Annotated in this window: 18 protein-coding genes; 13 read left to right on the top strand and 5 right to left on the bottom strand. The window is 56.6% G+C overall.

Going from position 1 to position 16,832, the window contains the following annotated elements; genetic code table 11:
• Window positions 1-14 precede the first annotated feature (14 nt).
• The 6 genes from C5L39_RS09380 (at window position 15) to C5L39_RS09405 (ending at window position 5,071) form a co-directional block, all read left to right on the top strand.
• Complete coding sequence (locus tag C5L39_RS09380; protein ID WP_123048657.1) at window positions 15-827, top strand: Fpg/Nei family DNA glycosylase; 813 nt, start codon at window positions 15-17, stop codon at window positions 825-827.
• A gap of 246 nt (window positions 828-1,073) precedes the next feature.
• Window positions 1,074-2,003: a phosphate/phosphite/phosphonate ABC transporter substrate-binding protein gene (phnD, locus tag C5L39_RS09385; RefSeq protein WP_245974964.1), complete on the top strand. Its 930-nt coding sequence runs from the start codon at window positions 1,074-1,076 to the stop codon at window positions 2,001-2,003.
• A gap of 14 nt (window positions 2,004-2,017) precedes the next feature.
• Window positions 2,018-2,866 carry a phosphonate ABC transporter ATP-binding protein gene (locus C5L39_RS09390; RefSeq protein ID WP_245974965.1) on the top strand — a complete coding sequence of 283 codons (849 nt, stop codon included), beginning with the start codon at window positions 2,018-2,020 and terminating at the stop codon, window positions 2,864-2,866.
• Window positions 2,866-3,711, top strand: coding sequence for a phosphonate ABC transporter, permease protein PhnE (gene phnE, locus C5L39_RS09395; protein WP_123048659.1), 846 nt, complete (start codon window positions 2,866-2,868; stop codon window positions 3,709-3,711). The genes C5L39_RS09390 and phnE overlap by 1 nt, the downstream gene beginning before the upstream one ends.
• A 5-nt stretch (window positions 3,712-3,716) precedes the next feature.
• Complete coding sequence (locus tag C5L39_RS09400) at window positions 3,717-4,472, top strand: tyrosine-protein phosphatase (protein ID WP_245974966.1); 756 nt, start codon at window positions 3,717-3,719, stop codon at window positions 4,470-4,472.
• Window positions 4,472-5,071: a TetR/AcrR family transcriptional regulator gene (locus tag C5L39_RS09405; protein WP_123048661.1), complete on the top strand. Its 600-nt coding sequence runs from the start codon at window positions 4,472-4,474 to the stop codon at window positions 5,069-5,071. The genes C5L39_RS09400 and C5L39_RS09405 overlap by 1 nt, the downstream gene beginning before the upstream one ends.
• 45 nt (window positions 5,072-5,116) lie before the next feature.
• On the opposite strand, the gene C5L39_RS09410 is transcribed toward C5L39_RS09405, so the two are convergent.
• Complete coding sequence (locus tag C5L39_RS09410; RefSeq protein ID WP_123048662.1) at window positions 5,117-5,767, bottom strand: TetR/AcrR family transcriptional regulator; 651 nt, start codon at window positions 5,765-5,767, stop codon at window positions 5,117-5,119.
• 93 nt (window positions 5,768-5,860) lie between these two features.
• Here C5L39_RS09410 and C5L39_RS09415 point away from each other — a divergent pair, with 93 nt between their 5' ends.
• From C5L39_RS09415 to C5L39_RS09425, 3 genes are all read left to right on the top strand, one after another.
• A complete protein-coding gene (locus tag C5L39_RS09415; protein ID WP_123048663.1) occupies window positions 5,861-6,247 on the top strand; it encodes a DUF1304 domain-containing protein in 387 nt (128 codons plus the stop codon).
• A gap of 50 nt (window positions 6,248-6,297) precedes the next feature.
• The gene (locus C5L39_RS09420; protein WP_123048664.1) at window positions 6,298-7,311 is read left to right on the top strand and encodes an NADP-dependent oxidoreductase; all 1,014 of its coding nucleotides are present in this window, start codon (window positions 6,298-6,300) and stop codon (window positions 7,309-7,311) included.
• A gap of 302 nt (window positions 7,312-7,613) precedes the next feature.
• The gene (locus tag C5L39_RS09425; protein WP_123048665.1) at window positions 7,614-9,164 is read left to right on the top strand and encodes a bifunctional ADP-dependent NAD(P)H-hydrate dehydratase/NAD(P)H-hydrate epimerase; all 1,551 of its coding nucleotides are present in this window, start codon (window positions 7,614-7,616) and stop codon (window positions 9,162-9,164) included.
• A gap of 70 nt (window positions 9,165-9,234) precedes the next feature.
• Here the strand turns inward: C5L39_RS09425 and C5L39_RS09430 are convergent, their stop codons facing one another.
• From C5L39_RS09430 to C5L39_RS09440, 3 genes are read right to left on the bottom strand one after another with little or no spacing between them, the layout of a single operon-like run.
• Entirely contained in the window at window positions 9,235-10,212 is a 978-nt protein-coding gene (locus tag C5L39_RS09430; protein ID WP_123048666.1) for a winged helix DNA-binding domain-containing protein, read from the bottom strand.
• A gap of 48 nt (window positions 10,213-10,260) precedes the next feature.
• Window positions 10,261-10,968, bottom strand: a complete 708-nt coding sequence (locus tag C5L39_RS09435) for an ABC transporter ATP-binding protein (protein WP_245974967.1) — start codon at window positions 10,966-10,968, stop codon at window positions 10,261-10,263.
• A 1-nt stretch (window position 10,969) separates the two neighbouring features.
• A complete protein-coding gene (locus C5L39_RS09440; protein WP_123048668.1) occupies window positions 10,970-12,049 on the bottom strand; it encodes an ABC transporter permease in 1,080 nt (359 codons plus the stop codon).
• 136 nt (window positions 12,050-12,185) lie between these two features.
• Between C5L39_RS09440 and C5L39_RS09445 the strand changes: the two genes are divergently transcribed.
• The 3 genes from C5L39_RS09445 to C5L39_RS09455 all read left to right on the top strand — a co-directional run bounded on the left by C5L39_RS09445 (window position 12,186) and on the right by C5L39_RS09455 (window position 15,175).
• Entirely contained in the window at window positions 12,186-13,421 is a 1,236-nt protein-coding gene (locus tag C5L39_RS09445) for a sensor histidine kinase (protein WP_245974968.1), read from the top strand.
• A 2-nt stretch (window positions 13,422-13,423) separates the two neighbouring features.
• Window positions 13,424-14,038 (top strand): response regulator transcription factor, encoded by a 615-nt coding sequence (locus C5L39_RS09450; protein ID WP_123048669.1) that lies wholly within the window; start codon window positions 13,424-13,426, stop codon window positions 14,036-14,038.
• 129 nt (window positions 14,039-14,167) lie between these two features.
• Window positions 14,168-15,175, top strand: a complete 1,008-nt coding sequence (locus C5L39_RS09455) for an ArsO family NAD(P)H-dependent flavin-containing monooxygenase (protein ID WP_123048843.1) — start codon at window positions 14,168-14,170, stop codon at window positions 15,173-15,175.
• Window positions 15,176-15,187: 12 nt separating this feature from the next.
• On the opposite strand, the gene C5L39_RS09460 is transcribed toward C5L39_RS09455, so the two are convergent.
• Window positions 15,188-15,775 carry a VanZ family protein gene (locus tag C5L39_RS09460; RefSeq protein WP_165858029.1) on the bottom strand — a complete coding sequence of 196 codons (588 nt, stop codon included), beginning with the start codon at window positions 15,773-15,775 and terminating at the stop codon, window positions 15,188-15,190.
• A 67-nt stretch (window positions 15,776-15,842) separates the two neighbouring features.
• Here C5L39_RS09460 and C5L39_RS09465 point away from each other — a divergent pair, with 67 nt between their 5' ends.
• Complete coding sequence (locus tag C5L39_RS09465) at window positions 15,843-16,832, top strand: MDR family oxidoreductase (RefSeq protein ID WP_123048671.1); 990 nt, start codon at window positions 15,843-15,845, stop codon at window positions 16,830-16,832.

Here is a 16,832-nt window from a genome sequence, read left to right on the forward strand (position 1 = left end):
TTAGACTCTCCCCTATGCCTGAAGGTCATGTCATTCACCGTCTCGCGGAGACGCTCAACAATAGCTATCGCGGGCGAGATTTGTCAGTGAGTTCACCGCAGGGTCGCTTTGCGGCCCAGGCAGCAGTATTAGATCAACATCAGATAGACAAAGCAGAAGCTGTGGGCAAACACTTGTTCATTGACTTTGATGCACCCAGTTTGACGCATATTGTGCACATTCATCTCGGATTGATTGGCAAACTACAATTCGAGCCGGTCTCTGATCTGCATGGCCAGATCCGCTTGCACCTGGATAACGGCACGGAGGCCGCCAATCTTCGGGGACCGCAGTGGTGTCGGCTCATCACCGACGGTGAGTATGCGGCTGCGGTGGCCAAACTGGGCGAAGACCCGCTCCGCGGCGATGCATACCCGGCACGGCTGTGGAAGTCAGTATCTAGGTCTAGAAGATCGATCGGCTCTTTGTTAATGGATCAGAAGCTCTTTGCTGGCGTAGGCAATATCTATCGCGCTGAGACGCTTTTTCGGTTGGGCATCTCGCCTTTTCGGGCTGGCAATGAACTCACCAAAGCAGAGTTCGACAGCATCTGGTTGGACCTAGTGGGGCTGATGGCAGAGGGAGTTCGCCTCGGCAGGATCGACACCGTCCGACCTGAGCACACTCCCGAGGCGATGGGCCGCAGCCCGCGCAAAGATGACCACGGTGGCGAAGTCTATGTCTACCGCCGGCTCGGAATGCCGTGCTACGTGTGTGGAGCACCGATTGTGGAGCAAGTCATGGAGGGGCGCAATCTATTTTGGTGCCCGAGCTGCCAAAAGAACTAGTACTAGCGTTGCTTTCGGTCTCTCCTCGAGAGCTAGATTTCAGCGAACGCCTCAGGCCCTAGCTAGCTAATTACAAGACTCCGAATTCCGTTACCTCTTGTTCAAGCAATGTTCCATATGCGTATCAGCAGTCTCGTATTTCTATTTCACTTGCGTGCGGTCTAGTAGTGATGTCCCCAGAAAACGCCATGTCTTGGGCTATCGCACTGAACGACATGACCCTTGCATTGTCAGAAAGAAGCTGTTTTGCGTTCGCATACTATGCACAAAGTCACTGCTATCACTACCACCGCTGTTGTCCTTGGTCTCGGACTTACTGCTTGCTCCGCAGATTCCTCTGAGACAAACGCTCAAGATAACGATGTCATCCGTTTCGCCACCCTTCCGCTGACCGATGACCCGACCACTGAGACACCGGTTGAAGCCATCCAAGAGCTTCTGGAAGAAGAAACTGGCTATCGCGTTGAAGTCACAGATGTCCCGAATTACTCCGCCGTCATTGAAGCGATTCGCGCTGGCCACGAAGACATCGGGATGATGTCCGGCTTCCCCTCCGCGCTGGCAGTTAATACCGGCGAAGTTGATGCGCTAGTGGCTTGGCCAGGCGATGGAGAGCCGGTCTCCAACTGCATTGTCTTGGATGATTCCCCGCTGCAAGACCTCAATGACATCACGGCGGACACCACCATCGCCTTCGCTGATCCGGCATCAAGCTCCGGTTATTTCATGCCTATCCACATGCTCGACCAAGCCGGATTAACGATGGATGAGGACTACACGGTCCTACTCTCCGGCGGCCACGACCGTAGCTTCATGGCCTTGGAAAGCGGACAGGCTGACGTGGCCTGCACCTCGAATATCTTCATTGATATGGCCGGCCAAGATAACCCAATGTTCCCATTTGACGAGGGTGAGATCCGTTCCTTGGGTCAGTCCATTTCTATGCCGGTCTCCCTCGCGATCCTTGGCAATCAGGATATGAGCGAAGAAAAGCGCGACGCTCTCATTGAGGCGTTGCCCAAGGTCTATAGCCAGGAAAACGCCGATCGCCTCGGTGTGTACGCCGAGGGGATCCCCGAAGGCGTCGATCCAATCATCGAACCCGAAGCCGAGATTTTCCAGCCCTTCGTCGACATTGCAGCGGTTGCCGATGTCGATATCTCGGATCTTGGGTAAGGGGATATTCAACCATGAATTCTGCGATGAATACTCTTGAAAAGGTCTCTCCTAGGTCTACCAAGACTGTCAGGTCTACCAACCCTGTTTCTGCGGCTGAATCTTCTTTGATCCACATCCGTCAATTGCACGTTCGCTACAGCGCAGATAGCCCCATCGTCCTTGCCGGAGTAGACCTTGACCTCTATCAAGGCGAGGTTGTGGCGCTTCTTGGCTCATCAGGTTCAGGAAAATCCACCTTAATGAAGGCCTTAACCGGTTTCGCACCGATTACTTCAGGCACAGTCCAAGCCGGTCGTTTCGATGTAGCCCATGTTAAAAACCGGGAGCTCCGCGCCCTCCGTTCCGAGGTCGGCCAGGTTTTTCAGCAATTCAACCTAGTTGGACGCTTGTCAGTTCTGACCAATGTTCTTATGGGAAGCCTTCACGGCGCTGGAGCTCTCAACCGGATCGGCACCTTTCGATCAGCAGATCGTCAGCGAGCCTATGACTTGCTTGATCGAGTCGGCATTGCCCACAAAGCTCTAGAACCGGCTAGGTCGCTTTCCGGTGGCCAACAACAACGAGTTGCCATTGCACGGGCGCTCATGCAAAACCCCAAGTTCATTCTCGCTGATGAACCGGTGGCCTCTCTGGATCCACGGATGAGCGAGACTGTCCTGCACTTGCTCACTGATATCGCTCGCGATGAAAACATACCGGTATTGGTCAGCCTGCATGTGTTGCAGCTTGCTTTGGAACATTCAGACCGAATAGTTGGGCTCCGCCATGGATCCATTGTCATCGAGGGAAAAACTAAGAACCTGACTGCCGAAGACCTCTCCCCCGTATACGACATTGAGCAGGAAGCAGAGGCGGACTAATGAGCATCATCAATGCTCGCTCAACCAAACAAGAGCCCCAACAAAACGACAAGCAGCAGGCAGAGATCGAGCGTCAACTACAAGCATTCCGGGTCCCACGTGCCCGCGTGGCTACGGGATTGCTGATTGCCATTGGCTTCTTTTTCTGGTCCACCAACGGTGCACAGTTCAACTTCCTCATGCTGGGTGAAGGCGCCACCAATATGGTCGACTTTATTGGCCGGCTTTTTCCACCAGATTTCTCCCAGTTTGCACTCATCGTTGATCTATTAATTGAGACTCTCCAGATGGCCATCGTCGGCACCGTCCTTGGAGCTGTCTTAGCTCTAATCGCGGCTTTCGGTGCGTCGAGCAATATCGCCCCTAACTGGCTCTACTATCCCTGCCGTTGGATGATGAATATCATTCGTTCGCTGCCAGATCTGGTCATCGCTTTGATGTTTGTCTCTGCCGTCGGGCTTGGCCCCTTCGCTGGCATTCTCGCAATGACCGTCGGGTCTATCGGGTCAATCGGCAAAGTGTTCGCCGAAGCTATGGAATCCGTCGACCGTGGCCCAATAACTGCGTTGGAATCCGTGGGAGCCTCGAAACGACAAGTAGTGCAATACGCAATTCTCCCCCAGGCAATGCCGATGCTGACTAGCTATACCCTGCTGCTTTTCGAGGGCAATATTCGCGGTGCCACCATCCTGGGATTGGTCGGTGCTGGTGGCATCGGCTTAGAACTGACCACCGCTATGAATCGGTATGAATATGGGCATCTCAGCGCAATGGTCATCTGCATCATTGTCCTTGTCACCATCATCGATCAATTCAGCGCCATTATCCGAAAGAGGATCCAATAATGACCATGACCATTCCATCCATCACCCCATCCCCGTTGGCGAACCTCCGGGACTTAGGCGGTATCAAGGCTGCCGCAGGGCGCATCCGGCCAGGAGTCATTTGGCGTTCCGATGACATCTCTCTTATTGATGAGGATTCGGCACTCTCACTCGTAGATAATGGCCTACATTCCGTGATCGATCTGCGTTCGTTCGCAGAGGTCAATATGACTGGTCGAGGTGTATTGGGGACTCATCCCGTGAGCTACCACCATATTCCGTTCATGGCTTCGGTAAAGCAGTCGGTCACTTCACTCGAGGAAGTACTCAATCAGCCACGTTTCGAACAGATGTATATCCGCATTTTCGAGAATGCAGCTCCCCAAATCGTCACCTCCTTGGCCATCATCGCGCACTCCCCAGGCACGGTCGCGTTTCATTGTGCCGCCGGCCAGGATCGCACCGGTGTGCTCGCCGCTGCACTATTGCTCAGTGTCGGAGTAGAAGAACAAGACATCGTGGCTGATTATGCGCTGACTGGCCACAACTCAGCTGCCATCCGGGATAGATTGGCTCCCATAATGGGACCACTAATGACAGAGATGGGCATCAACCTCGATCAGGCTGCCCGCGCAGCTTTGCGCACAGAATTCTCTCCCGCGCCCATGATCGGTTTGATGAGCTACCTTCGCCGGACGTACTCAGATCCGCTCGTCCCGCTCAAGCGAGCAGGTTTGAGCGATTCTCTCATCGCTCAGCTAGGTGCAAAAGTGGTTATCTAATGCCCCTTATTAAGGAAAACCCACTGGGTCCTGGACGACCTCGCGTACAAGGGCATGATGAGCGGATTATCGCTGCTGCACTGCTGCTTATTGACAGCAATCAGAGAGTCTCTATCAGCGCACTAGTAAAAGAAAGCGGGGTCTCACGAGCAGCCATCTATCGCCGATGGCCTTCCTTGGCCGACTTGATCGCAGCAGCTCTAGATCAAGGGCGCAACTACCCAAAGGTCGATACCACTGGGGACATAAAAGAGACCTTGTTCACTATGATGTTCACCCATGGTGAAGAATCTCGCGGCAAAACCTATTCGCTAAGGCGCTTTCGCAAACGCCTCGAGTTGAGCTTGGCAGACCCTGATCTGCAGAGAGCCTATTGGAACTCCCATGTAAAGAAGCGCCGAGATAACCTGCTTGCCGCTCTTGAAACCGCCAAAAGACGAGATGAAATCAGAGCAGATGTCAATATCGAGGCTGCCCTCGATATGCTCTTAGGCGTGTTCTACTACCAACTAGTCGTCCGTGGCTCGAGTATGGACGATAGCGAGACTAAGCAGCGATGCATCGACGGTTTCGAGTTGGTATGGAAAGGCATGAAGTAGCTGGCGGATCCGTGTTGGTGTCAACGGTCCTCCTAAAGCTGCTGCCTAGTTAGAGAAATCCTGATCGGAGTAATCAAGTCTAGGCAGCTCATCTCTGGGGCCTAGTTCCACGGCCTCTCGTGGTCGCTCCGCCAATAGGTGCTGAGCTGCTTCGATCATGGATACCGCCCCGTTTGCATCGATGCGAACAGTAATAAAACCGGCGACCACTAACCCGGTGACCGCGTCAGTAAGCAATAGCGCTTGCTTGCCACGAAACCCATATGCCTGGACTCCCCTGCTCATGGCTTCATGGAGTTCGCTCCGATAGTCCACCAACACCTGCGCCATGACAGTGTCTCTGGCGATGGGTGCACTGGCTGCATTAAGTAGCAAGCAGCCATTGGCAGCAGCGATGGAATCCTGACCTGAAAATGCCTCAGCCAGCCCGTCAAGGTAGTTAGCCAGCGCGTTGTCAGTGACTATTTTTCGCTGCAATGGGGCCAATCGGGTACGAATAATGTCGCACACATAGCTGGCGACGGCGGCGTCGAATAGCCCCTTCTTTGAGCCAAAACTGTTGTAGATACTGGATCTGCTCAGCCCCGTGGCCCGCTCCAAGGCTGGCACGGATGTTGCTTCGTAGCCGGTCTCCCAAAACTGCGTTCGGGCCGCGGCTATGACGGCCTCTCGATCGAACTCTTGGGCGCGTGCCACGTGATCCTCCTTTGACTTTTTGGAATACTTGTTTCAGAATAGCTTGTAACGGTCGTTACAGAAAGTCCGTACCACATCCGCCCGGAGGCACTCATGATCATCGCTGGACTCGTTCTCACCGGAATCGCAGCATTGCTACACGTCTTCATCTTCTACATCCAGGCCATCGCGTGGACCGGAGAACGAGCCCGCTCCGTATTCAACAATTCCGAGCAAGAAGCACTCGCCACCAAAGAAATGGCCTTTAACCAGGGCTTCTACAATCTCTTCCTGGCCATTGCCATCTTTTCCGGCATCATTGCCTTCGCGCTCGGCAATACTGCAATCGGCGCTACCCTCGTGTTCACCGGTGCCGGTTCGATGGCCGCCGCAGCAACTGTCCTGCTGATCACCAGCCCGGACAAGCGTTCAGCGGCCCTCAAACAGGGGGTCATTCCCGCACTCGGCGTCATCGCGCTCGCCATCGGCTTAGCCAGTTAACTGGCCCACGCAATCTTTTAGTTCACCTCTCCACAGAAAGCAGGCACCACATGTCCAACGCTATCGCCACCCACATCCAACTCGCTTCCCGCCCCACCGGCTGGCCTACTCAGGACAACTTCCGCAGCGAGCAGATCACCTACCCCGAGCCCCAGGCCGGCCAGGTACGGGTCCGCAATGAGTTCATCTCCGTTGATCCCTATATGCGTGGCCGGATGAGCGAATCTCGCTCCTACGTCGCCCCCTACCAGATCGGCGAGACCATCGCCGGTGGCGCCATTGGTCGAGTTATCGAATCTGCTGCCGAAGAAATCCCGGTTGGCTCAGTAGTCCTTCACCAGCACGGATGGAGCGATATCGTCCAAGGCGAGGCTGCTGACTTCCGCGTTGTCCCAGAAATCCCGGGCCTGCCACTATCGGTGCGTCTACACATCATGGGTATGACCGGAATGACCGCTTATGTCGGACTGACTGCCGTGGCACAGATGAAGCAAGGAGATACCGTGTTCATCTCCGGCGCTGCCGGAGCCGTGGGCACCGCAGCTGGACAGATCGCGAAGCTGCTCGGCGCCTCCCGTGTCATCGGCTCCGCAGGATCCGATGAGAAGGTTGCACTGTTGACTGAAAAGTACGGCTATGACGCCGCTTTCAACTACAAGGACGCTCCCGTTCGCGAACAGCTGGCAGCAGCCGCACCCGAAGGAATCGACGTCTACTTCGACAATGTCGGTGGTGACCACCTCGAGGCTGCACTCGACGCCCTCAACACCGGTGGACGTGCGGCACTGTGCGGAGCGATTTCCGGCTACAACTCCACCGAACGGGCCGTTGGCCCTGACAACATGGTCAACATGATCACCCGCGGCTTGGAGCTCAAGGGCTTCACCTTGGGCAGCTACCTACACTTGGCACCTGAGTTCACCGAAAAGATGACCGGCTGGTTCAGCCAGGGTCAGATCGCCTATGACGAGACCATTGTCGAAGGAATCGATCACACCGTGGATGCATTCCTCGACATGATGAATGGCGCTAACACCGGAAAGATGCTGGTTAAGGTCAGCTAGTTAGCAGACGTTAGACCGTCACCGATAGGCCGGCTTTTAGGAGTCGGCCTATCGGCATAGTGCCATCCCTATGGAGTTGAGGTTCAAAAGAGCACAGAGTGGGGCCTCAGAGCTACCGCAACGAGGCCACCCATATTGCCCAACTCTCTGATCATTTTCTCCGGACATAGGCTTCATCGGTGCACACTATTTCAATCAATGACGATTCTAGGATGAACACTTTTCTGCACATTCAGGACTGGGGCTTGGCTATTACTAGCTGGCACCCACCCTGAATTAGAATATGTAGTTAATCTAAAGCAATGAGCCACTTCTACCCTGTTACCCGGATTCGCGCCTGTGAACAGTTGCTACTCGATGCCCAGACGGAGCCAGATCAGCTCATGAGGCAGGCGGCACATGCCGTGGCAGTAGCCGCTGCAGCCATGCTCGATGACTCCACCTCCGGACCAGTATTGCTACTGGTAGGTGCAGGTGGCAATGGTGGGGATGCTCTCTATGCCGGTGCTGAGCTGCTAGCAACCACCAGCGTGGATGCGGTTCTGCTCGGACGCGATGGGCGAGTTCATCCCCAGGCCCTTGCCGCGTTCAAACAGCAAGGCGGGCGTCTCCTGAGTGATCTTCCCACCTATCCAAGCTCCTATCCCCTCATCATTGATGGTGTACTCGGTATCGGCGGCCACGGTGGAATCTCGACCGATCTCCAGGAGTGGCTAGGAACAGTCCATTCTCGAGACACGCGGATCTTGTCAGTTGATGTGCCCTCAGGCGTAAATGCCGACACTGGTGCGCTGCCGACGCAGTCGGGATACGTCATTGCTGATGTCACAGTGACGTTTGGTGGCCTCCGCCCAGCCCATGGACTCTCCGCCAGTTGCGGAGAGGTCCTTCTGGCCGATATTGGCCTCAAAAAATCTAGTTTGGCTGCAAATCTACTCAAAGACGACGCTGGTTCCCCCGCTAGATGGACTGCCCGAGCGCTGACTAGCGATCATCGCCAATGGCCAGAACCACTCACATCTGTGGCACCTCTCGCCTACCGACATTCCCTAGAACCAGGTCCAGATGAGGACAAATACTCCGGCGGAGTGCTTGGTGTCTGCGCTGGCAGCTCGGCTTATCCGGGTGCAGCCGTATTGGCTACCGCCGCTGCCGTGCGCGCCACCAGCTCCATGGTCCGCTATGTAGGAAGTCAGAAGCTCGAGGTTGTTCGAGCGCTGCCTGAGGTGGTCATTTCCGATTCAGTCGCCGAAACCGGCCGAGTACAGGCCTGGGTAGTAGGCCCAGGCAGAGGAACCGGAGCAGCGGCCCGACGAGAATTGGAAGAGCTGCTCCACCGTCCGGAGCCACTACTGATCGATGCGGACGCCCTCAGCATCCTCGCCGACAACACCAGTATGCGCACTATTTTGCGCAATCGACGCGGCATTACCCTTTTGACTCCGCATGCCGGAGAGTTCCGCCGGCTCTCAGCAGCGCTCGATACATCAATCCCCGATCCCAGTTCGGACCGAATCGGAGCCGTACTAGCCCTAGCCCGAGATCTCTCCTGCGACGTGCTACTCAAAGGCCGCCACACGGTCATCACTACTGGAGAGGATGTCATTACAGTGGACGCAGGCTCATCATGGGCAGCAACTCCCGGCTCAGGAGATGTGCTCGCTGGGATCATCGGAGCATGGCTAGCGCGATCAGCCGCCAGGACAGAATCCGGGGCAGTACCACTAGCTGTCCAGATACATGCAACCGCCGCTTGGCTGGCTGCTCAGACCCCGGACGGACCTGCACCCACCTCCGCTTTCCGCATCGCGGAGGCAGTTCCACAAGCCACTGCCCGGATAACATCTGCATAGTTTTTTAAGATATCAGCAGCTTAGAAACTCGGTAGATTAAATGATTGATTAATACAATCATTTAACTGATCTACTTAGCCCCGCCAGTGACCTTTCCACCAGACACAGTAAACGCCCAACTCAATCCATTTTTCGTCAGCACCGATGGCCGGTGTTCATCAGCCAAAATCAATGACTTATCACCGTAACCCAGCAGAATCTCATCGAAGGCAGGGAGTGTGAACTGGCGATCAATAGCGTCCTGGAGCTCTGCCTCGGTGACATCCTCTTGCCACTTAGCCATCCAATAGGTTTGCCCAGAGACCTCAAAGGAGCAGACTTCTTCGGCCAGACTAGCCGCCTGCCTTACCTGTGCCATCTTCAATCCAGACCACCAGGCGAGGTCTTTAATCGAGGCTGGTCCATGAGAACGGAAATACCTAGTACCTAACTCCGCCAGCGCCTCATCACCAGAGAACTCTCGTTGCCGTGTGGGAAGACGATCCACGTGGAGGAAGCTCTCTTGAGCGCCAACCTTGGGTCCTTGAATCAGATCACCCTGGCTGCCGAAGTACCGCATCAGGTGTGCTCCACGGTTGTCACCGGGATCCACGCCAGACTCACGCAGCACCTGATAGATCGAACTGCGGGGGAGTGGGTCACTATGTCCACGCTCAAGCAGAGCACCGTAGAGCTCAGTTCTCGCGGCATCGACCAAATCCTCCGTCAACCCAATCAGTGGCCAACGCCTCGACTGGGCACGTTCGATCCGCGGAAAACACAGACGCATCATCCAGCGGACATCCTCTGCCGGCATGAAGTGCAGGGTGCCGCGCTGCGGCCAGCCGCGCACAATCTCATAGTCAGCCACTGCCTGCAAGACGTCTTCATCGCTTTTGCCACAGCGCAAACCGATCGCCCTAATGCCGCCAGGGTAGGACTGACCTTGCAGTGCCAACAGGTGGCGGGCCACCGTAGCCGGGTCAGACAACCCGGCAGGATGGGCGGCCGAGAAAGCCAAACCTTGGGCAATCATCCGCCGGGCGCGCAGTTCGCTCAGTTCATCCATAGCCAGCCATTCTGCCTTATCGAACCAACATGAGGCTGGACCAACTTATTAGCGGCTCAAAGGACGTGAACTTCCCACACTCACTCGGCCGTCGCGCACCTCGAGCACCGAGTCGAAGGCATCAAGAAGTGAACGGTCATGGGTGACCATGACCGTCGCCACTCCGGTGTCATCGGTGAGTTCTCGGAGAAGGTCGACGATCTCGCACGAAAGCTGCCTATCAAGCGAGGCGGTAGGTTCATCAGCTAGCACTAGTACAGGTTCGCCCATGAGCGCTCGGGCGATATTGACGCGTTGCCGCTGTCCACCTGAGAGCTGATTGATTTTCCGTTCACCAAGACCTGCCAGACCCACCCTTTCCAGCAACTCTTCGGCGTGGGTGTGGCGTTGGCGCAGGGCTTTGCCTCGCAGACCGCGAAGGTGATCGGTGATGAGTAGCTGATCACGTACTTTTAGCGATCCGAGCAGGTTGGCCTGTTGGAACACGATGCCAATGCGTTCTCTCCTGATTCGGCACCGCTGCGCCTCCGTGGCATCGTGGAACGCCATTCCAGCAATCCTCACTGAGCCGGAGGTAGGGGAGAGCAGGCCGGCAGCCACCGACAACAAGGAAGATTTACCGGAGCCAGATTCACCGACCACGGCAATCATCTGCCCGGATTCGGCTTTCATATTTACGTGATCGAGGGCAGTAACGTGGCCATCCCCATCGGGGTAGATCAGCTGAGTGTTGGTGAGCTCAAGAACAGTAGTCATATTAGGCATTTCCTCCGAGTGCACTTAGCGGATCGACTGAGGCGACTTGCCAGGTGGCGATGAATGCCCCCACCACACCGAGCAACCAGATTCCGACGGCGGGAGCGATCACAGTGACTGGAGACAAAGCAATGGGGACAGCTTGGGCGGCAAAAACGCCCAGCCCCCAACCGACTACAGATCCCGCCGTGACCCCGAGGCCAAGAATCAAGGCCCCCTGGCCAAGCGAATCAGTCATCAAATAGCGGGTTGAGGCACCCAGTGCCCGAAGGATTGCCAGGTCACGAGTGCGCTGGATCGTCCACACAGCCAGGAAAGACACGGTCACCAATGCGGAGATTCCATAGAGAAAGCCCTGCATCGCACGCAGCGAACCTTGCTCTGATTGGTAGGAAGCCAGCCCGGAAAAGGACTCCTGAACGGTGGCCACCACCGTGCCGGTTTGTGACGACGCCTCCGTCCACTCACTGTCGGTGAGCTCACCATCGATGGCCAGCACCGTTCCTACTGCTTCTTCATCGACATGCGACACCGCCTGCCAGGTGGCGGTGTCTGCCCATACAACCGGAACATGGGAATAGAACTCATCGGGCGCATTTGAGAGCAGTTCTACCTCGACACCGCCCAGGGTGATGGAGTCTCCTGGCCGGGTACCGGCGGCGTCGATAAGCGAGGAAGAAACCACCACACCACCCGCAGGTATCTGCCCGCCACCGGGCAATGAGTCTCCGGCAGGTAGCCCGATGACAGCGACCGAGGCGGCAGAACTCGCCTCCAACCGCGTCATGGTCAAGCCCACCGGGGATACCGAAGCAATCCCCGCAGTGTTTTCCCAAGCCTCAACGTTGTCAACCGTCACGGCAGAATCGGTGAAGGAAATTTGCGCATCCTCACCTTCCGTAACGGGGGCAAAGGCAAAGCGATCAGGGCCCAATGTCGACAGCGCTGAGGTGCTTTGTGCACCAAGCCCGCTGGTCAGGCCGGTCAACATGACTAGTAGGAGAGTAATCAGTGCGACTACCGCACCGATGAGAGCAAATCGGCCACGGGCATGGACGATATCCCGGATTCCGAGGAACATATGCTGGTCCTTTCTTAGGGCAACATCTTCGATCCTGGTCTGGTTATCGCAAGAATCCATCAGCCGGGACGTTGAACTCTGGATCAACCAGTCGGTTGATGTTTCGGCAGATAACCAGCGACTAGGGTTCGTTGGAATGAACACCTCTTTGGCTTCAACTCAGACTCCGTTGGCGCGGGTGTTGTTGACGATGAGAGTTGGCCTGCACCTGATGTTTGCCTTCTTGCTCCTGCTTGGATTGCTGCGTTTTGTGCTCACCGATCCCACCCATTTGACGCAGACTTCGGTCATACCGCTAGTCATCGCATTGGCGGTGGTCTATCTCTTCGGCACAGTGCAAGAAAGTCGCCGGCCTGCTGGAGGTCCCCGCCCGTTGCCCACCGCGTTGGTCTATGGCTGGCTGGCGATCGTGACGGTGCTCTGGTGCGCCCTGGTGGCAGTAACCATTGACTTCGTTTGGCTATTATTCCCGCTAGTCTTGCTATTTCTGCAGGTCTTGCCCCGAATAGCTGGGCTAGTTGCTGCACTGGCGTTGTGGGCGATCGCAGCCTTCGTACCGGTAGTTTTACACCCAGAAACCTGGTCCGTAGGTTCTGCGGTGGGGCCGGCGATCGGCACCATCCTGGCGGTAGCGATCTACCACACCTATCGCACTCTCAATTTGGAAGTTGCCCATCACCGCGCAGTAGCCCAAGACTTACAAGCCACTCGGGCGGAATTGGCGGCATTTGAGCATCAGTCCGGCCAGCTGGAAGAGCGCGAGCGCCTCTCCCGGGAGATTCATGACACGGTCGCCCAAGGTCTTAGCTCCATCCTGCTGGTGGCTCGTGCCTCCCGTGGCAGCCTGGGCCGTGGTGACTACGACGCGGTGGCGACCCAATTGGACACCATCGAAGAGCAGGCAGCAGACAATCTCTCGGAGGCCCGCCATTTCGTTCAAGATCTAGCATCATCACCAATCGAGGAGTCGCTACCGGTAGGCCTGCGCCGGATTATCGGACGGATCAGTGCTAGACAAACCGCTCTCAATAGTCCGCTAGAGCTCTCGTTGGAGCTGTCCGAGCACGTGGACTATCTGCTGCCGGAACCGCTCTGCCAGGTGATCTTGCGAGCAGCTCAAGAAGCCTTGGCCAATGTGGTTCGGCATTCTGGGGCGACGCGAGCAGTAGTCACCCTGGCAGTATGGGACAACGAAATCAGCCTCGATGTCGTTGACGACGGGTGTGGCTTTGATGGCCACCACGGATACGGCCTAGCAGGGTTGGCCACGCGGGTTGAGTCAGTCGGTGGGGGATTGGTCATCGAAACCTCCCCTGGACATGGCACAGCCTTAGCGGTGCGAATCCCCTTGATCTATCAGGAAAAGAATTAGCCATGGCAATCCGAGTAATGCTCATCGATGATCATCCGGTCGTCCGCGCTGGATTGCGCACCATCCTCAATGGTTTCGAAGACATCAACGTAGTAGCTGAAGGGTCGGATGGCACCGCTGCCTTGGCAGCTGGAGTCCTTGACCAGGTTGAGGTGGTGGTCTGCGATATCCAGATGCCGGTGATGGATGGGATCACTCTTACCCGCAAGCTGCGGATCGCGGGAGGGCCTCCCGTGCTCATCCTCAGCACCTATGACACTGAAGCCGACATCGTCGCAGCTGTGGAAGCAGGTGCTCTGGGGTACTTGCTCAAAGATGCCCCAGAACAGACGCTGCACGAGGCTATCGTGGCTACCGCCGAGGGTCGGCGCACCTTAGCGCCAGCAGTTGCTGCGGCTCTCGCCCAGCGCATCGGGCAACCCCAGCAGGCTCTTAGCTCCCGCGAAATCGAAATCCTGCAAGCTCTGGAATCTGGTGCGGGCAATCGAGAGTTGGCTCACCGTCTCTTCATCTCGGAAGCAACCGTCAAGACTCATCTGGTGCATATTTATCAAAAGCTCGAAGTGGAAAACCGTACTGCGGCAATAACCGTGGCTAAAAGGCGTCGATTGATCTAAGCAGAGCAATCGAGCTACTACGTCAGTTTTGCAGCTATATAGCTGCAATGGTGTCCAGGAGGCAGACAGCATCCCATGCATCCCGTGCATCCTTCGCTCAAGCTATCTGCGACCTCTAGAATTGAAGCTATGTCTCATAGCGTTTTCGCCGGACACCACGAAGCCATCATTATCGGTGGCGGCCAAGCCAGTCTGGCCACTGCCTACTACCTGCGCAAGGCTGGGGTGGACTTTCTCATCGTGGACGATCAACCCTCACCGGGTGGCTCTTGGCAGCAGATGTGGCCCTCGCTGACGCTGTTTTCCACCCATGATTCTTCGAATCTTCCCGGCTGGCCGATGCCTGCCTATGATGGCTTTCCGCCAGCTCAACACGTGGTGGACTATCTCACGCGCTATGAGCAACGCTATGACCTTCCGGTGCAACGCCCAGTCCGAGTCGAGCGAGTCGAATTCGATGGGCAGCACTATCTGCTCCACGCTGGAGAGCGTTTTTGGAGCGCCAATTATGTAGTTTCAGCCACCGGCACGTGGGGCGCTCCGTTCGTGCCTACCTATCCGGGATCTTTCGATGGCACCATGTGGCACTCCACCAATTACCCCGGACCAGAGCCTTTCCGTGGCGCCCGGGTGGCGGTAGTCGGGGGAGCGAACTCTGGGGCGCAGATCGCCGCAGAGCTTAGCGAAACCTCGGAGGTGACCTGGTACACCCGTGGCCAACCACAGTGGATGCCAGATGAGGTTGATGGCCGAGTGCTTTTCCGCCGTAATCGGCTGCGCGCGTTGGCAGTGCAAAAAGGTGAGCCCGATCCTGGTGCGGATTCAGATCTGGGCGATATCGTCATGGTCCCAGAAGTCTTGACAGCCCGAAATGCTGGTCGATTAGTGGCCACCCCGATGTTCACATCGCTAGATGAGCTCGACTGCGATCATCTGATTTGGTGCACCGGTTTCCGCCCGGATCTGCGGCCGGTGCGCTCAGAGCTCGATGACCGTCTGCCGAAGCATCCTGGTCTGTATTTGGTCGGTTATGGCGATTGGGTGGGTCCTGGTTCTGCGACCATTACTGGGGTAGGGCCCTATGCCCGCGACACTGCCCGGGAGATTGCTCAGGCCTTGGGGAAATCCCTGCGCTGAAGGATCAACGAATCAGCCGGTGGCCAATCCGCTGAGCATCAATAGCACCACCAGTGCAGCGGCTCCGCCAAATACCCATGATGCATAGCTTCGCAATTCAGCCCGCATGCTTACCGCTGCCCATCCGCCAAGCCCCGCGCCGAGCGTGTTCCACAGCAGATCATCTACATCGGTGTAGCCAAGGGCGAACACAAATTGAGTGATCTCAATCGTCAGGCTCAGCACGGCACCGGCAGCAAGGGCTCCAAAAACGCCAATGATCAGCGCCCCTAGCCGATCTCGAATTCTCCCACCGGCAGCAAAGGATCCTTGTCCGGCCAGGCGTGTGCTCAGCACAATGGCGAGAAAGCCCACCGGGACAAACATCACGACATTGCCCAAGCTGTTGAGAATTGGCCCGTACCAAATCGGGGCATCGCTGAAACCGTTAAAAAGAACCAGGTCCACGCTGCGTAGGTTGTGTGTCGATGGATCCCACAGTCCGCCAATGCTAAAAAATCCCTTGAGCAAGGTCAGGGAGATTACGGCGCCAGCTACCAGTACCGCGGTCACCAGGTGAGGCAACCGGGTCCGAGTATCGGGAGATAGGTACATGCTCATCTGAGCGAGAGTACCGAGGCTTCCTTGGAATAAGCCGAGAGACAGATTTTTCACTACCGTGGGCCACATGCAACGCAGCCTTCTAGTAACTCTGGCCGATGATAACCATCCCGATGCAAGCGTAGAGCTGGTCGATCAGCTCTATTTGGGGGAGGGCGAGCTGCTGATAGATGTTGCTTTTTCCTCCCTGAACTACAAGGACGCCATGGCACTGAGCGGTAACCGCGGGGTCATGCGCACCAACCCGTTGGTGCCCGGCATTGACGCCGTGGGCACCGTGGTTGAGTCCAGCTCCGATCGCTTCACCCCTGGAGATTCAGTGACGGTTAACGGTGCCGGACTGGGGGAGTTTCGCCAGGGCGGATACACCACCTCTCAACGTATCCCGGCTGGATCAACTGTTGCTGTCCCCAAGGCCTTCACCCTCGAACAGGCCGCGGCCATCGGTACTGCCGGTTTCACCGCTGCGTTGAGCGTCGATGCCCTGCGCGAACAAGGGGTGTCCCCGGAAGACGGCGAAATCCTAGTCACCGGAGCCACCGGCGGAGTCGGTTCCGTGGCTATCCATCTATTAGACAAGCTTGGGTTTAACGTCGTCGCTGCCACCGGACGGGTGGCCGAGCATGGCGATTATTTGCGCGGTCTTGGTGCTAATGAAGTGATCGACCGCGCAGAACTATCCGAACAAGGACGTCCCATGCAAAAGACGCGTTGGGCCGGAGTGGTGGATGCCGTGGGCTCGCACACGTTGGTCAACGCGCTGGCGCAGACCCAGTGGGGAGGAACCGTGACCTGTTGTGGTGTTGCCCAAGGTCCTGATCTTCCTGCAACGGTCTTGCCGTTTATCCTCCGCGGCGTCAAGCTCGTGGGTATCAACTCAGTGGATGCTCCTTTGGCGCTGCGTGAGCAAGCCTGGGCGACTCTTGCGGAGCATTTGGACACTGACGTCCTCGACGGATTGGCCTCCACGATCGCACTTTCTGAAGTCGCGCAGGCTGGTGAGGCGCTACTAATGGGGCGTCGACACGGTCGTGCGGTTGTCGACGTGCAGCGCTAG

The sequence above is a fragment of the Corynebacterium alimapuense genome, assembly GCF_003716585.1.
GTDB classification, from domain to species: domain Bacteria; phylum Actinomycetota; class Actinomycetes; order Mycobacteriales; family Mycobacteriaceae; genus Corynebacterium; species Corynebacterium alimapuense.

Bases quoted from the DNA above. Each gene is read 5' to 3' on its own strand.
- C5L39_RS09380 (WP_123048657.1), top strand. From the start codon at position 15: ATGCCTGAAGGTCATGTCATTCACCGTCTCGCGGAGACGCTCAACAAT.
- C5L39_RS09390 (WP_245974965.1), top strand. From the start codon at position 2,018: ATGAATTCTGCGATGAATACTCTTGAAAAGGTCTCTCCTAGGTCTACC.
- phnE (WP_123048659.1), top strand. From the start codon at position 2,866: ATGAGCATCATCAATGCTCGCTCAACCAAACAAGAGCCCCAACAAAAC.
- C5L39_RS09400 (WP_245974966.1), top strand. From the start codon at position 3,717: ATGACCATTCCATCCATCACCCCATCCCCGTTGGCGAACCTCCGGGAC.
- C5L39_RS09405 (WP_123048661.1), top strand. From the start codon at position 4,472: ATGCCCCTTATTAAGGAAAACCCACTGGGTCCTGGACGACCTCGCGTA.
- C5L39_RS09415 (WP_123048663.1), top strand. From the start codon at position 5,861: ATGATCATCGCTGGACTCGTTCTCACCGGAATCGCAGCATTGCTACAC.
- C5L39_RS09420 (WP_123048664.1), top strand. From the start codon at position 6,298: ATGTCCAACGCTATCGCCACCCACATCCAACTCGCTTCCCGCCCCACC.
- C5L39_RS09425 (WP_123048665.1), top strand. From the start codon at position 7,614: ATGAGCCACTTCTACCCTGTTACCCGGATTCGCGCCTGTGAACAGTTG.
- C5L39_RS09430 (WP_123048666.1), bottom strand. From the start codon at position 10,212: ATGGATGAACTGAGCGAACTGCGCGCCCGGCGGATGATTGCCCAAGGT.
- C5L39_RS09435 (WP_245974967.1), bottom strand. From the start codon at position 10,968: ATGACTACTGTTCTTGAGCTCACCAACACTCAGCTGATCTACCCCGAT.
- C5L39_RS09440 (WP_123048668.1), bottom strand. From the start codon at position 12,049: ATGTTCCTCGGAATCCGGGATATCGTCCATGCCCGTGGCCGATTTGCT.
- C5L39_RS09445 (WP_245974968.1), top strand. From the start codon at position 12,186: ATGAACACCTCTTTGGCTTCAACTCAGACTCCGTTGGCGCGGGTGTTG.
- C5L39_RS09450 (WP_123048669.1), top strand. From the start codon at position 13,424: ATGGCAATCCGAGTAATGCTCATCGATGATCATCCGGTCGTCCGCGCT.
- C5L39_RS09455 (WP_123048843.1), top strand. From the start codon at position 14,168: ATGTCTCATAGCGTTTTCGCCGGACACCACGAAGCCATCATTATCGGT.
- C5L39_RS09460 (WP_165858029.1), bottom strand. From the start codon at position 15,775: ATGAGCATGTACCTATCTCCCGATACTCGGACCCGGTTGCCTCACCTG.
- C5L39_RS09465 (WP_123048671.1), top strand. From the start codon at position 15,843: ATGCAACGCAGCCTTCTAGTAACTCTGGCCGATGATAACCATCCCGAT.